The organism is Chitinophaga niastensis (assembly GCF_003014755.1).
Classification (GTDB): domain Bacteria; phylum Bacteroidota; class Bacteroidia; order Chitinophagales; family Chitinophagaceae; genus Chitinophaga; species Chitinophaga niastensis.
In genome coordinates, this window is sequence record NZ_PYAW01000001.1 from 53202 (window position 1) to 68175 (window position 14974).

The window sequence follows — 14974 nt, forward strand, 5'->3', positions numbered from 1 at the left end:
GCTCACCCTTTATTGTTAAGTACATTGAGTAGGGTAGCATAAGCCGCCACTACATCAGTAATTATTTCGCCCCAACGCCCGATTGCAAAGGGTTTCGCCAGTTTAATAAAACTATGCCGGCTAAGCAGCGTCTTCCAATCGTCAAAACTTAAGTCAGCTATGAGACAATAATTTCCATTTTCGAAATCATGCTCCCAGGGATTTTCCTGCAGATATACCTGAAATCCGGCTTCGGTCAGGTTCGTATAGCCATACACTAAAGCTTCCCTGAAATGTTCTTTTACCGCACCCCCAAGGTGCAGGGTACAGCTGAAGTAATGCCCCCACCAGAACATCGTTCTAAGCGCAAATACATCAGTTTTACTGAAATACCGCGGATAATCCAGCATTACCCAGGGCAGTTGTTTATACTGCTCCCCTTTTGAAATTTTACCTCCCTGCAACAGCCATTCCGGCTGAAACGGGAAATCCGTGTTCCGGTCATATGCTGCCAGCGCCTCCTGTAATCTGCCCATCAGCCCCATTACCTTGTCTATTGCGCTGTTTTTCAACCGAATAAAGTGCGGGCTGCCAACAAGGGAAGCCTCTTCCGGTGTTAAATCAAAATTTTCCATATAATTTAACGGTATTTTCGGGCAGCCATTAACACTCCTTTGTGAAATCGTGCTAACTTTACCGTTTAGTATTATCCTGAGATTATGAATACGAATATCGGGATTCCCATTTTTTAATATAGCATTATCAGTGAAAAAACTCGACAAACTAATTATAAAAACTTTTTTGGGTCCCTTCGTTGCCACCTTCTTCGTAACCTTATTTGTGCTGGTGATGCAGTTTCTCTGGAAGTATGTGGATGACCTGGTAGGTAAAGGCCTGGATACAGGTGTTATCATCCAGCTCATTGCTTACACCAGTGCTACATTGGTTACGCTGGCCCTGCCCCTGGCGGTGTTATTGTCGTCTATCATGACCTTTGGTAATCTGGGTGAAAGTTTTGAGTTAGTGGCATTAAAGTCTTCCGGTATTTCCCTGTTACGCTTTATCCGTCCGTTGCTGTTTGTGTGTACCATCATTGGCATCCTGGCATTTTTATTTGCCAATTATGTTATTCCGGTGGCTAATCTCCAGGCAAAATCTTTACTCTACGATATTACAAACTCAAAACCTGCGTTTAATATCAAGGCAGGCGTATTTTATAAAGATATTCCCGGCTACACCATCAAAGTAGCCCAAAAGGATAAAGACAATCAAACTATTCACCAGGTAATGATCTTTGATCACCAAAGTGGTGGGGGCGACAAAATTATCCTGGCTGAAAAAGGCCAGATGGTACTAACGGCCAACAAACGCTTTTTGTACTTCATCCTGGATAATGGCTGGCGCTATGAAGAAAGAGGCAACCGTGGTTACACCGTACCCGGAGATATGATCAGGCTGGGGTTTAAAAAATACAGCAAGGCATTTGATCTGAGCTCTTTTGCATTTAACCGGCTGAACATGGACCTTTTTGCCTCCAACCAGCAGATGCTGAATGTACGGCAGCTGGATGTAGCTATTGATTCCCTCCAGAAAGTAGAAAACCAGTTTAGTAAAACGGTGAACGCCTATGTTACGGTGCGTTACCCGTTCTTTAAATGGAAAGATACTGCCTGGGCAGCTGCTGCACCTCCTTTGAAAGTGAAGGATTTTGAAGAAATCATTCCGTTGAAGAACCGCCGCTCTGTATTGGAAAGAGCAGAACAAACTACGCGGGAAACACAGAGTGCGCTGGAACAACCAACACAGGAATACGAAGACAAACACGGTACCATTGTAATGCATAAAGTAGAATGGCAACGTAAATTCACACTCGCAGCAGCCTGCATAGTAATGTTCCTGATTGGCGCCCCGCTGGGGTCTATTATACGAAAAGGCGGCTTAGGTACACCGCTGGTATTTGCAGTGATATTCTTTGTGATCTTTAACGTATTTTTCATGATTGGTGAAAAGATGGCGAGAAGTGGCGTGATGTACACCTGGTCGGGCATGTGGCTCTCCAATATGGTACTGCTGCCAATTGCCGGATTTTTGATTGTTAAAGCCATGAATGATTCGCAGCTTTTTAATAAAGAATACTATTTTCGCAGTATTCAAAAGATAAGAAAGTTCTTAGAACGACGAAAGAAACAACCTACAATTTAAAAACGTACAGACTTGAAAATGCTGTTTACACTGTTCAGAAAGAATATTTACTTCTTTTTGCCCTTTCTACTGTGGATAATAGTAGGAGGTGTGATGCTGGCAACCTACAGCCAAAGAGAATTGTTCCTCGATATTAATGGAGAACATTCTCAGTGGGGAGATGTGATTGTCACTGGTTTAACGTACCTGGGTGATGGTATTATGTTTGGAATAGTTTTGTTCCTGATGCTGGTAACGCAACGGTTCAGATTATTTTTCATCGGACTGGCAGTATTACTACTGGTTACCATCATAGTGCAGGTAGCGAAACATTATTTTAATGCGCCAAGGCCCATCAGCTATTTTGGTGATGAAACAGCCACACTGGTACATACTGTAAAATGGGTAACCGTACATAGTACGTGCAGTTTCCCTTCCGGCCATTCCGCTGCTGCGTTTGGTATGTTCAGCTTTCTGGCTGTTATATCGCGCAATAAAAAACTGGGATTGCTGTTTATAGGTATGGCACTTAGTGCAGCCTATTCCCGTATATATCTGGCACAACATTTTTTTGCAGATGTATATGTAGGCAGTATTGTGGGCACGCTTAGTACTATTGTAGTATATGGCTTCTTTAAATTCCGGGATACTACTTCATCTCCGGAAGCATGTGCAGAAGCCTTACTGCAAGGGAATTCGAATGCGAACGCATCTGCATAAAAATTACGGATTACAAATTGCGAATTATGGTGTTGTGGGGAGATTTTACTGAAGATCTTCTGATATATCCTTCACAACGTTGTAATGCGCAATTTATAATCCGTAATGCTAATTTTTTAAATAGTTTGAATGAAGTACCTATTGATTGCCCTGGTGGCTGCGTTGCTATTCATACCTTTTCTGGGAGCTGTACACTTATTTGACTGGGACGAAATCAACTTTGCGGAAGCGGCCCGGGAAATGATTGTAAGCCACAACTTCAGCCAGGTGCAGATCGACTTCCGGCCTTTCTGGGAAAAACCACCTTTGTTTATCTGGATGCAGGCCGGCAGTATGATGTTATTCGGGATAAATGATTTTGCCGCCCGTCTTCCCAATGCGATTATTGGGATTGCCACTATCGTAAGTGTATTTGCCATTGGCAAAAAGCTGGCAGATGAGAAATTCGGCTTTTGGTGGGCATTGGTATACGCAGGTTCCTGGTTACCACATTTCTATTTCAAGTCAGGTATCATTGATCCTACTTTCAACTTCTTCATTTTCCTTTCTATTTATTACGCCTATCGTATTGGCTATAACAGCAAACCTTTACGCATGGCTATTTTCAGTGGTCTGTGCCTGGGGTTGGCGGTATTAACCAAAGGCCCGGTAGCCATCCTGGTAGCTTTGCTTACCCTGCTGGTATACTGGATCTGGAATAAAGGAAAAATAAGTATCCGGTTTTCACATCTCGGATTAATTGCTTTGTTTGCCTGCCTTACCACACTGTTGTGGTTTGGTTATGAAATAGCTGCACACGGCTGGTGGTTTGTGAATGAATTCATTGCTTACCAGATCCGTTTGCTTACAACAGAAGATGCCGGCCATGGTGGTCCGTTCTTTTACCACTGGATAGTGTTGCTGATCGGATGTTTTCCAGCCAGTACTTTCCTGTTCACTTATTTACAGGGAAAGAAAAAAACGATCTACTCCACTCCTGCTGCTATTGAGTTAAAAGACTTTAAGGTATGGATGTGGGTGTTGTTCTGGGTGGTGCTGATCCTGTTTTCCATTGTGAAAACCAAGATTGTGCATTATTCTTCGCTCTGTTATTTCCCGCTTTCCTTCCTGGCGGCCTGGCAGGTATACAGACTGGCCGAAGGCAAACAGCGGCTGCGTGGCTGGAATATAGCACTGATCATGTTTATAGGTATTGTACTGGGTATAGCCATTGCCGTATTGCCATTGGTAGGTGTGTATAAAGATATGCTCATCCCTTACATTGGTGATAAGTTTGCCGTAGCTAACCTGCAGGCACAGGTATCATGGTCAGCGATGGAAGCCGCTTACGGAATCGGCTATATAATCCTGGTGATCGTGAGTGCTGTTTTGCTGATGCGTCATAAAACAACCAAAGGCTTACTGTGTTTGTTTATCAGCTCTATTCTTGTAATTCAGGTAACGGTAGTGCATTTTGTACCTAAAATAGAACGTTATTCACAAGGGGCGGCTATCGACTTCTTTATTTCCCTGCAAGGAAAAGACGTATACGTGAAAGCGTTAGGTTATCATAGTTATGCGCAACATTATTATTCGAGAGAGCTGCCGCATGCCAATAAGAATTATTACGATACTGAATGGTTGCTGAACGGGCAAATAGATAAACCAGCTTATTTCATTTGCCGTATTACAGATAGTGAACAGTACCGGCACCTTCCTAACCTGGAAGTGATTGGGGAGAAGAATGGTTTTGTGTTCTTAAAGCGTAAATAGGACTGTCTTACTCCCGATTAGACTGATTATGCTGATTACCCCGATTTTATTTTTTTGATTATAAAAAGATTAGCGAAGATTAAAGCGAGTATATCCGCTTCGATCTTCGCTAATCTTTTTACAATCTATCTTAATCAAAAAAATAAAATCGGGGTAATCAGCATAATCAGTCTAATCGGAGTAAGACAATCTATGCCATTGCTGCTTTATATCTCTTCTCTACTTCTTCCCAGTTGATGGCCTTCCAGAATGCATTGATATAGTCAGGACGCTTGTTCTGATGCTTCAGGTAGTAGGCATGTTCCCATACATCCAGTGCCAGAATTGGCGTTCCTTTATCTTTTACAATATTGTGCATCAACGGGTTATCCTGATTAGGAGTATTGATAATAGCCAGTTTCTTCCCTGGGGTTACTATCAACCATGCCCAGCCGGAACCGAAAACAGTTTTCGCTGCATCGTTGAATTTAGTCTGAAAACTCTCCCAGGTACCAAAAGCGGAAGTAAGATCACTTTTTAAGCCGGCAGAGATATTGGATTCTTTTGGTGAGAGCAGGGTCCAGAACAGCGAGTGGTTGTAGTGTCCGCCACCGTTATTGCGGATAGCTTTATCTTTCTCCGTTACCTTATTCAGGATGTCTTCCAGTGAAAGCGCTGCAAAAGCAGTACCTGTCAAAGCATCGTTCAGATTTTTCACGTAGGCTGCATGGTGCTTATCATGGTGTATTTCCATTGTCAGCTTATCAATATTGGGCTCCAGGGCATCATATGCATAAGGCAATGCGGGGAGTACAAAAGGGGCCTTAGGATCGGCAAAGGATGGTTTGCCGGTAAAAGCTGGAGCGGCCAGACTGCTTAATGGGGCGCTTAATACAGCGGCACCTGCAAGGCTGGTTAGTTTGAGAAATTCTCTCTTGTCCATATTTCTATTTTTTAATATACATTAAAGAGTAATAAAGATCGAAGTTAAGCGCAAAAAAACGGCAAATATTACACCAATCTAATTTAGCGAAAGAACGGGAAAAGTGATATTATAACACTAGTTTAAACAGCAAAAGGAGTAATTTAATACCAAAATAACGGAAAAGTTTTCCTTTATTTTGATATTAAATTATTATTTTACCTTACATTCATGTGATGATTACACCTGATAATTGTGATTAATTTATGATTGCCAAACTTATTTATCCCGGGCTCAACAGGCATAAAGATGTCCCTGTTTATTAACCCGCCAATTAGCCAACATAAAATAACCGATTGCCTTATACAAGATACAAGCAAATAACTTTGAAGTAACAGGAGTTGCTTTTTCACAACGATATTATTTTTTCACAACGATATTATAATGTAGTTAAGGCCAACAATTTATTAAGCACTACCTCGATAAAGCAGGAAACATGATACGAGAACACCTCAGGAAACAACAGGACGAATCTAATGACTATAAACCTGTTTTTTACAATTTAAACAGAGAGCAAGACCAGCAGGGATTGGCCACCTTACTGAAATCCCGACCACATATACGCATCAACGATAATTTATATTCCCAGTTACGTGAACTGATGAAAATCAGGAATCCTACTAAACCACTTACTCACGAAGAATCCGAAAAAAAGATCCGGGAATATATCGGAGCATTACCCGCAGATCATGTTGGCGTATGGGTATATTATCCCTGGAGTGATCATTTGGTACACATTGTAGATGAGGCAGATTTTATTGAATTACGTACCAGTCGCAATAAACATAAAATTACTGATGAAGAAATAGCAATCCTGTCGAAAAAGAAGATTGGCATCGTGGGTTTATCAGTTGGGCAATCGATCGCATTAACACTGGTGATGGAACGTTTATGTGGTGAGCTCAGGCTGGCAGACTTTGATAAGCTGGAACTGACTAACATGAACAGGATTCGTTGTGGTGTGCATAATATACAGGTATCCAAAGTAGTGATAGCTGCCCGTGAAATAGCAGAACTGGATCCTTATATAAAAGTGAAGTGTTATCCGGATGGCATGACTGAAAGTAACATGGACGACTTTTTTAGTGCTGATGGTCAACTGGATATTTTCGTAGAAGAATGTGATGGGGTAGATATAAAGATATTGAGCAGAATAAAGGCTAAACAGTTAAAGATACCTGTGGTGATGGAAATGAACGACAGAGGCATGATAGATATTGAGCGCTTTGATCTGGAGCCGGACAGGCCCCTGCTGCATGGACTGATTCCTGAAGTGGAGATATCCACACTGAAAGGGCTCACAGATGCGGAAAAGCTGCCTATCTTCAGTCCTATGCTGGCATTAGAGAACGCTTCGGCCAGAATGAAATTTTCTCTGGGCGAAATTGGTAAAACTATCACCACCTGGCCACAACTCGCATCTTCTGTAGTATTGGGTGGCGCACTTGTAGCAGATACTTGCCGCCGGATATCACTGAATCAATTGAAGAGTTCAGGCAGGTATTACATAGATTTTGAGCAGTTGATTGTTTAACAAACTTATGCCTTGTATAAGCGCTATTCCGCAATGTCATGATTAATGTAAGGGTATTTAGGGCACCGGCTGATCCTGAGGCTTGTTTAAGATTTTATACTGGTCACATGAGGCTGCTGGAGATTTATTTTGGCATCGCCCAGGTGACCTCTGGCAGTGTAGATTGGATGCAACACGACAATACAATCGTGATTATTGTGGAAGATGAAACGCGTACCAAAACATATGGAGGGGCACGTGTACAAATAGCAGACGGTATATTACCATTACCTATCGAAACAGCTATCGGTAAATATGATCCCAAGATATACTCTTATGTAAAAAAAGGAAGTGCAGAGATCTGTGGCATGTGGAATTCCAAGGAAGTAGCCGGAATGGGAATCGGCAGCCAGGTACTGGCAAGGGTTGGTGTAGTGCTGGCAGCACAGCTGCCCATCGAAACATTTCATGTACTATGTGCACCTATTACTACTCGTGTAGGCAAGCGCGTTGGTTTTGTAATTGATGAATCATTAGGAAATAAAGGCACTTTCTTTTATCCTAAAGATGACTTCCTGGCCACGGCTATGGTAATCAATGATTGTTACAACCTGGATTACGCAGATCCAAAAGAAAAATTACTGATTGCAGATTTACGTGAAAATCCTATTCAATCTAAAGTAGAAGTTGGGCCCAAAGGGACTTATGAGGTTAATTATCATCTCAAAATTCCTTCAAATGTTCATTTGGCTACAACGAAACCCTGATCTTTGCCAGTAAGCTGACCGCAATTACAAAAAAAATATATAAATTCAATTCTAATATAATTTCTTCCGGATGTTGTCTAAGATTGTTGTTTTGTGGTCAATTTTTACTTTGTCTACCTTATTTACAATAACTGCGCAACCCGTTGTATATAAAAACGGTCACCAGTTGTTGCAAATAGGCGGCCATCTTGCGCTTTATACCGACAAAAGCAACAAATTAACTTTTGATGCGGTAAAACAACAGCCCTTTCTGGCTTCCACACAGGATGTTCCCAACCTGCAGATCACACCTTATACACAATGGGCCAGGTTCTCTATCCAGAATCTGTCTGATGAAAATCAATTAATACTGGAAATAGAATACCCGATTATTGATGATATTACTTTGTATGAAAGTTTGCCCGATGGCAGTACTAAAAGTACCAGGCTGGGTGAGTATACCGCTTTTAAAACCCGTGGTTATGATCATCAGAATTATCAGTTTGCCATCAGTATTCCAACCAATGCCACCAGAGAATATTATCTGAGGGTGAAAGCCGGAGAACAGCTGCAGCTGCCCGTTTATCTGAGCACACCGGAACTCATCTTTGAAAAAAACAACAGGCGCGAACTCATATTCGGTATCTATATTGGTGTTATCCTGGCCATGGCATGCTATAACCTGTTCATTTATATTTCTACCAGGGATAACAGTTACCTTATTTATGTAAGCTATATTATTTGTGTGGGTCTTACACAGGTCACACTGCAAGGTTATGCCTTCCGGTTCCTGTGGCCCAACAATTCCTGGCTGGCTATGCATGCCACGGTGTTTGTGCCTATACTAAACGGGCTTACAGCGTTGGCGTTCATTCAAAATTTTCTGCATACCAAACAGAATTATCCTTTAGGACACAAACTGTTGTATGCAGCCTTTGTCTTGTACCTGTTGTGTTTTATTCCCATGTTCCTGGACATGTATAATTATGCGCAGATCATGGTGCAGATGGATGCTTTCCTTGCTGCAGTGATTGCATTTGTTGTAGCCTACCGTATCAGTCTTAAAGGAGTGAGTGCGGCCAGGTTCTTCCTGGTGGCCTGGTCTATCTTCCTGATCAGCATTTTTGTGTTTGTGTTGCGCAACTTCAATATGCTGCCTTACAACAACTTTACCTATTACGCCTTACAGATAGGCTCCGGGCTGGAAGTGTTGTTATTATCATTTGCGCTGGCACATAAAATAAATATGTTCAAAGCGGAAAAAGAAGCTTCCCAGCAACTGGCACTGACCATCTCCCTGGAAAATGAGCGACTGGTAAGAGAACAAAATATCATACTGGAAAGTAAAGTAAAGGACAGAACGGAAGACCTGCAGGCGACTAACCTGGAATTGAATAATGCCCTGAATAATTTGAAGGACACACAAACCAGGCTGGTAGAAAAAGAAAAGATGGCATCGCTTGGTCAGCTTACAGCCGGTATTGCCCATGAAATCAACAATCCTATCAACTTTGTTACTTCCAACATCAAACCACTGAAACTGGATATTGCGGACCTGAGAAGCTTACTGAGTCGCTATGATCAGCTGGCCACCAACCCGGATATACAAAAAGAACTGGCAGATATTGAGTTATTCAAAAAAGAAATTGATATTGATTATATCCATGAAGAAATTTCATCGCTTATAAAAGGTATAGAAGATGGAGCAGCACGCACCGCCGAAATAGTAAAAGGCTTACGTACTTTCAGCCGTTTGGATGAAAGTGAAGTAAAGTCCATTGATATACATGAAGGGCTGGACTCCACGCTGGTATTGCTTCGCAATGGCATACCACCGGATGTAAATATCATTAAGGATTATGCAGAACTGCCGAAAATAGAATGCTACGCCGGTAAAATTAACCAGGTGTTCATGAATATTTTCTCCAATTCACTGAATGCCATCAAAACCAAAAAAGAACATCATAATAATGAGTTTATCTCCATTTCTACACGACAGGAAGATAAGTTTATAATCATCACCATAAAAGATACCGGTATTGGTATGACAGAAGCAGTAAGGGAAAAGATTTTTGATCCTTTCTTCACCACCAAAGACGTAGGAGAAGGCACTGGCCTGGGATTATCTATTGTATTCAGCATCATAGAAAAGCACAAGGGTAAGATCATTGTCAATTCGGCCCCCGGAGAAGGAGCGGAATTTATTATATATTTACCCCTCGATATAACAAATCATTTATCGTAATTAACCATAAGATCTTTTAATGAAAGAAAACCGCATAAGAATATTATATATAGATGATGAAATTCATAATCTAAACGCCTTTAAAGCCAGTTTTCGCAGAAGTTATGAAATCTATACCGCCAGCTCTGCGCAGGAGGGAAAGCTACTGCTGAAAGAGATTATGGTGCAGATTATAATAGCGGATCAGAAAATGCCCGTATCTACCGGTGTAGAATTTTTTAATGAGATAAAAGATACGCTCCCTGACCCGATGCGTATTTTGCTCACTGGTTATACGGATGTTGATGATATCATTGATGCTATTAACAAAGGGCATATCTATTCCTATATCAAGAAACCCTGGGATGAGCATGAGCTGCATAAAACCATCAATAATGCTTATGAGATATACCGTACCCGCAAACAGTTAAAGGAAAAGATAGAAGAGCTGGAAAAAACGAATGATGAACTCAATCGTTTTATTTATTCCACCTCCCATGATCTTCGTTCTCCGTTGATGTCTGTACTGGGTATCATCAATTTATCGCGACTGGATAATTCAGTGGTGGACCCCAACGGTTATATGGTGATGGTAGAATCCTGTGTACTAAAGCTGGACGACTTTATACAGAAGATTATTGAATATTACCGCAATTCCCGCCTGGAAATAGAATATGAAAAAATTGATTTCATCAATCTGCTGAACGATTGCATCACAGCATTTAAACCACAGAATACAGATATCCGCTTTCAAACGCAGGTAGAGCAAGCCCTGGACTTCAGGGGAGATACTTTCCGCATCAGTGTAATTTTAAACAATCTTATTTCTAACGCTGTTAAGTACCAAAAACCAGATGAAACCAATCCCATGGTGAACCTGTCTGTTAAAGTAGAGCCTCACAAGGCTACTATATGCATTCGGGATAATGGAATTGGTATATTAAGCGAGCATCTGAATAATATCTTCAAAATGTTTTTCAGGTCTAAAAATAATAACAAACCTGGTAGTGGTATTGGTCTTTACATTGTAAAAGAAGCGCTGAGTAAAATTGGCGGGACTATTAATGTAGCATCCAAATACGGTGAAGGCACACAATTTGAAATTAGCATCCCCAATAGAAATGAATTCGATACCTGACCTGCGCGTCATATTGATAGATGACAACGAGATTGATTTATTGCTGCATGAAAAGTTGATCAGCTTTCAACAAATCAGCAGAACGGTACTTTCATTTGCAAATGCTAACAAGGCGCTGGAATTTTTATCTTCCAACATTACATTACCTAAAATTCCGCCCACTGTTATCTTACTGGATATACAAATGCCGGAGATGGATGGGTTTGAATTCCTGCATGCATTTGATGCCTATCCATACAAAATTAAATCACAATGCCATATCGTTATGGTCTCCTCTTCCCTTGATTATGGAGATATTACCCGTACCAATGCCAACCCGATGGTAATAAAATTACTGCGCAAACCATTGTTGCTAAAGGATTTAAAGGAAACCATTGAAGGAATCTTCAAAGATTTTTTATAAAATGTTGGCGTTTACAGGAAAAAATATATTTTTGCACTCCCGAAAGGGGGAACTTCAATTGACATGGGGGATTAGCTCATCTGGTAGAGCGCAAGCATGGCATGTTTGAGGTGATCGGTTCGAGTCCGATATCCTCCACCCTTAAAGGGCTTACAAATCATAAGATTTGTAAGCCCTTTTCTTTTTTATATCTTTTGTGATTACGCTACCAGGTTATTTACGTTATTTACCTGCTGCACCGGCAATACAATGATGAAGGAAGTCCCCTCCCCTTCTTTACTCCTAGCAGTGATCATTCCCTGATGCTTATCGATTACTTTTTTAGCGATGGCCAGCCCAATGCCTGTACCCTCATATAGCTCCGACGTATGCAGCCGCTGGAAGATGGTGAATATTTTAGAGAGATATTTTTCATTGAATCCGATCCCATTATCGCGGATAACGATACGGCAATAGTGTCCGTCGGGGTGGGCGGCACTTTGAGGGTGATTGTCTGCCACCAGTTCCGCAGTAATATTTATTTGCGGCGATATATCACTGCGGGAAAACTTCAGTGCATTACTGATAATATTTTGAAAAACCTGTCGGATTTGCCCCGGAACCGCTTCAATATGGGGCATTTTCTCCACATGTATGGTAGCGTCTTTCTCACTAATCATCAATTCCAGGTCGCTGAGAATTTCCTGTACCACTACGTTCAGATCCGTTTTTTCGTATATGCTTGCCACCGATAAGCGGGAGTAGTTCAAGAGGTCGTTTATCAGCCTTGCCATGCGTTCTGAAGACCCTACAATACGTTCCATGTACGCCATAGCGTTAGGGTCCATCTGCAGGAATTTATCTCTTAAAATAGCCCCAAACAGTTGTATTTTACGCAATGGTTCTTTCAGGTCATGAGAGGCTACTGAAGCAAATTGCTGCAGATCATGGTTGCTGGCTTCGAGTGATTTATTAATCTCCCTCAGTTCTTCTGTTCTTTCCTTTACTTTCTGCTCCAGCATTTCATTCACCTGCCGCTGATGCGCAATAAGCGCTTCCTGCGCCAGCTTACGCACTTCTACTTCCTCTTTGAGCGACTGATGTATCTGCTTCAGCTCTAACGATTGCTGATAAAGGCGGGAGAAGGTTTTTACTTTCATCAGCAGGATATCAGGATCTACGGGTTTAGTGATATAATCAATACCGCCGGAATCATATCCTTTTACGATGAATCTTTTGTCTTTATTAACAGCAGATAAAAAAATGATAGGAATATCCCTGGCTTTACTGTAGCCTGAAATAGCCTCTGCTACTTCAAATCCATCCATGCTGGGCATTTGTACATCCAGGATGATCAGCGTATAATTATGCTTAAGTATTTTCTTCAGTGCTTCCTCACCGGATGCAGCTGCGTCTACTTCAAACTTATACAGCTCGAGCGTCTTTTTAATCGACAGTATGTTTTCCGGCTTATCATCTACAATCAGGATCATACAAAAACATATATATTTAAGCAGTCAGCATTTTGTACAGGGCGGCATTTCAACCCGGCATATTCAGTTAAACAATACTGCTCAATAATCATACCCCCGCAAATCCGTTGATGTAGGCAGCCATTTCTTCCGGTCGCAAAATAACATCAACAGGCGCGAGCTGAATAGCCCGGCGTGGCATATAATCCACGTCAGCCGTTTGCGGATCCTGTACTGCAATCACACCGCCGGCTTCATGTACATCTATCAATCCTTCTGCCCCGTCTGTATTGGCACCCGAAAGCAGCAATGCCAGCATATTGCCGCCATAGACAGGCGCTGCGGACGAAAATGTAACATCTATACTCGGACGGCTATAATTCACCTTCTCTGAATAATCAAGTGACAGGGTATGGTCTGCTTCTACCAACAAATGATAATCTGCCGGTGCAATGTAAATAACACCGGACAGCAACGCCTCCTTTTCTTCGGCTTCCTTAACAGGCAGCTTTGTTTTGGTAGAAAGTAGCTCTGTCAACACAGACTCATAGTGGCTTTGCCGGTGCAGCACAATAATAACAGCAGACTGCAGCTGCACATCCAGATCTGGCAATAATGATAAGATAGCCTGTAAGCCTCCGGCAGAACCGCCAATTACTATCAAACGAGGTGCAACAGTCATAAGGGTTGTAGTTTCATCATTACAGGTGCATCTTTCGCCAGATCTTCTCTCTGTTTCCAAGCTGCCTGAATTTTTTTATGACACTGGTGAAGTTAAGCGTTTCCTTACTACCCAATGCCAGAAATCCAAGCTGCTCCATACTCTCAGAAAATAAGGTGAGTACTTTATCCTGCAAATTTTTATTAAAATAGATCAGCACATTACGACAGATGATCAGTTGAAATTCGTTAAAAGAACCGTCTGTAACCAGGTTGTGCGGAGAAAAAATAATCTTCTCCCCCAGGTATTCACGAAATTTAGCATAATCATAATTGGCAGTATAATATGAAGAGAAGTCTTCCTGACCACCAGCCTCCATATAATTGCGGGAGTATTGCTGCATCTGCGAAAGACGAAACATGCCCTTGCGGCCTTTCTCCAACACATGCGTATTAATATCTGTTGCGTAGATCACGGATTTATGCAACAGGTTAGCTTCTTTCAGCAGGATCGCAAATGAATATACTTCCTCTCCTGTAGAACAGCCGGCATGCCAAACGCGAATAAACGGATAAGTAGCCAATACCGGTAATACCTCCGTACGTAGCGCACTGTAGAAGTCAGGATCACGGAACATCTCTGTTACGTTCACCGTAATTTCCTCCACAAAACGCAATACATATTCCTCATCTGAAATAATGCGGCATCGATATTCCGCAAAGCTCGGAAAGCGGTCTATCCGAAAAAGATGATTCACTCTTCTGTTAATAGAAGCTGGTGCATATTCAGTAAAATCGTACCCATATCTTTCCAGCACGTCGTTTAACAACATGGCTACCTCCTGTTCACTTATAGGATTCCTGATCACTTTTCCACCGATAAATATTGGTGTATCTGCGTCAGCAACTCATCTACATCAATAGGTTTTGAAATATAATTATCCGCACCGGCTTCCAGGCACTTCTCGCGATCGCCTACCATTGCTTTTGCGGTGACTGCAATAACAGGCAACTGACTATTTCCGGGAATAGCACGTAATGCCACAATGGTTTCGTAGCCATCCATATCCGGCATCATAATATCCATGAGCACTACTCCTACCTGGTGGTCCTGCGATAATAGCTGCAGTCCTTCAGCCGCTGTACTGGCGCTCTGGCAGGGAATATTCCGGGAACGCAACACTGCCTTCAGTGCGTAAATGTTGCGCGTATCATCGTCTATAATCAATACGTTTTTTTGTTCCAT

General features: G+C 41.8%; 14 protein-coding genes and 1 tRNA gene. 9 read left to right on the forward strand and 6 right to left on the reverse strand.

Going from position 1 to position 14974, the window contains the following annotated elements:
- Positions 1 to 2: 2 nt before the first annotated feature.
- Positions 3 to 614, reverse strand: coding sequence for a hypothetical protein (locus CLV51_RS00260; RefSeq protein ID WP_106526016.1), 612 nt, complete (start codon positions 612 to 614; stop codon positions 3 to 5).
- Positions 615 to 744: 130 nt separating this feature from the next.
- Between CLV51_RS00260 and CLV51_RS00265 the strand changes: the two genes are divergently transcribed.
- From CLV51_RS00265 to CLV51_RS00275, 3 genes are all read left to right on the forward strand, one after another.
- Positions 745 to 2181, forward strand: a complete 1437-nt coding sequence (locus CLV51_RS00265) for an LptF/LptG family permease (protein WP_106526017.1) — start codon at positions 745 to 747, stop codon at positions 2179 to 2181.
- Positions 2182 to 2199: 18 nt separating this feature from the next.
- A complete protein-coding gene (locus CLV51_RS00270) occupies positions 2200 to 2880 on the forward strand; it encodes a phosphatase PAP2 family protein (RefSeq protein ID WP_106526018.1) in 681 nt (226 codons plus the stop codon).
- A gap of 129 nt (positions 2881 to 3009) precedes the next feature.
- Complete coding sequence (locus CLV51_RS00275) at positions 3010 to 4632, forward strand: ArnT family glycosyltransferase (protein WP_106526019.1); 1623 nt, start codon at positions 3010 to 3012, stop codon at positions 4630 to 4632.
- A 190-nt stretch (positions 4633 to 4822) separates the two neighbouring features.
- Here the strand turns inward: CLV51_RS00275 and CLV51_RS00280 are convergent, their stop codons facing one another.
- Positions 4823 to 5554 (reverse strand): superoxide dismutase, encoded by a 732-nt coding sequence (locus CLV51_RS00280; protein ID WP_106526020.1) that lies wholly within the window; start codon positions 5552 to 5554, stop codon positions 4823 to 4825.
- 475 nt (positions 5555 to 6029) lie between these two features.
- On the opposite strand from CLV51_RS00280, the gene CLV51_RS00285 reads away from it, so the two are divergent.
- From CLV51_RS00285 to CLV51_RS00310, 6 genes are all read left to right on the forward strand, one after another.
- Positions 6030 to 7127 (forward strand): Rv1355c family protein, encoded by a 1098-nt coding sequence (locus tag CLV51_RS00285; RefSeq protein WP_106526021.1) that lies wholly within the window; start codon positions 6030 to 6032, stop codon positions 7125 to 7127.
- Positions 7128 to 7234: 107 nt separating this feature from the next.
- Positions 7235 to 7873, forward strand: coding sequence for a hypothetical protein (locus tag CLV51_RS00290; RefSeq protein ID WP_245898570.1), 639 nt, complete (start codon positions 7235 to 7237; stop codon positions 7871 to 7873).
- 109 nt (positions 7874 to 7982) lie between these two features.
- Complete coding sequence (locus tag CLV51_RS29725) at positions 7983 to 10097, forward strand: sensor histidine kinase (protein WP_158266891.1); 2115 nt, start codon at positions 7983 to 7985, stop codon at positions 10095 to 10097.
- A gap of 19 nt (positions 10098 to 10116) precedes the next feature.
- Complete coding sequence (locus tag CLV51_RS00300; RefSeq protein WP_106526024.1) at positions 10117 to 11214, forward strand: hybrid sensor histidine kinase/response regulator; 1098 nt, start codon at positions 10117 to 10119, stop codon at positions 11212 to 11214.
- On the forward strand, positions 11198 to 11617 hold the full coding sequence (locus CLV51_RS00305; RefSeq protein ID WP_106526025.1) for a response regulator: 420 nt from the start codon (positions 11198 to 11200) through the stop codon (positions 11615 to 11617). The genes CLV51_RS00300 and CLV51_RS00305 overlap by 17 nt, the downstream gene beginning before the upstream one ends.
- Positions 11618 to 11682: 65 nt before the next feature.
- A tRNA-Ala gene (locus CLV51_RS00310) sits at positions 11683 to 11755 on the forward strand.
- 62 nt (positions 11756 to 11817) lie between these two features.
- Here the strand turns inward: CLV51_RS00310 and CLV51_RS00315 are convergent.
- From CLV51_RS00315 to CLV51_RS00330, 4 genes are all read right to left on the reverse strand, one after another.
- Positions 11818 to 13089 carry a hybrid sensor histidine kinase/response regulator gene (locus CLV51_RS00315; protein ID WP_106526026.1) on the reverse strand — a complete coding sequence of 424 codons (1272 nt, stop codon included), beginning with the start codon at positions 13087 to 13089 and terminating at the stop codon, positions 11818 to 11820.
- Positions 13090 to 13177: 88 nt separating this feature from the next.
- Positions 13178 to 13750, reverse strand: coding sequence for a chemotaxis protein CheB (locus CLV51_RS00320; protein ID WP_106526027.1), 573 nt, complete (start codon positions 13748 to 13750; stop codon positions 13178 to 13180).
- 19 nt (positions 13751 to 13769) lie between these two features.
- A complete protein-coding gene (locus CLV51_RS00325) occupies positions 13770 to 14597 on the reverse strand; it encodes a CheR family methyltransferase (RefSeq protein WP_245898572.1) in 828 nt (275 codons plus the stop codon).
- Positions 14594 to 14974 (reverse strand): response regulator, encoded by a 381-nt coding sequence (locus CLV51_RS00330; protein WP_106526028.1) that lies wholly within the window; start codon positions 14972 to 14974, stop codon positions 14594 to 14596. Before CLV51_RS00330 ends, CLV51_RS00325 begins: the two co-directional genes overlap by 4 nt.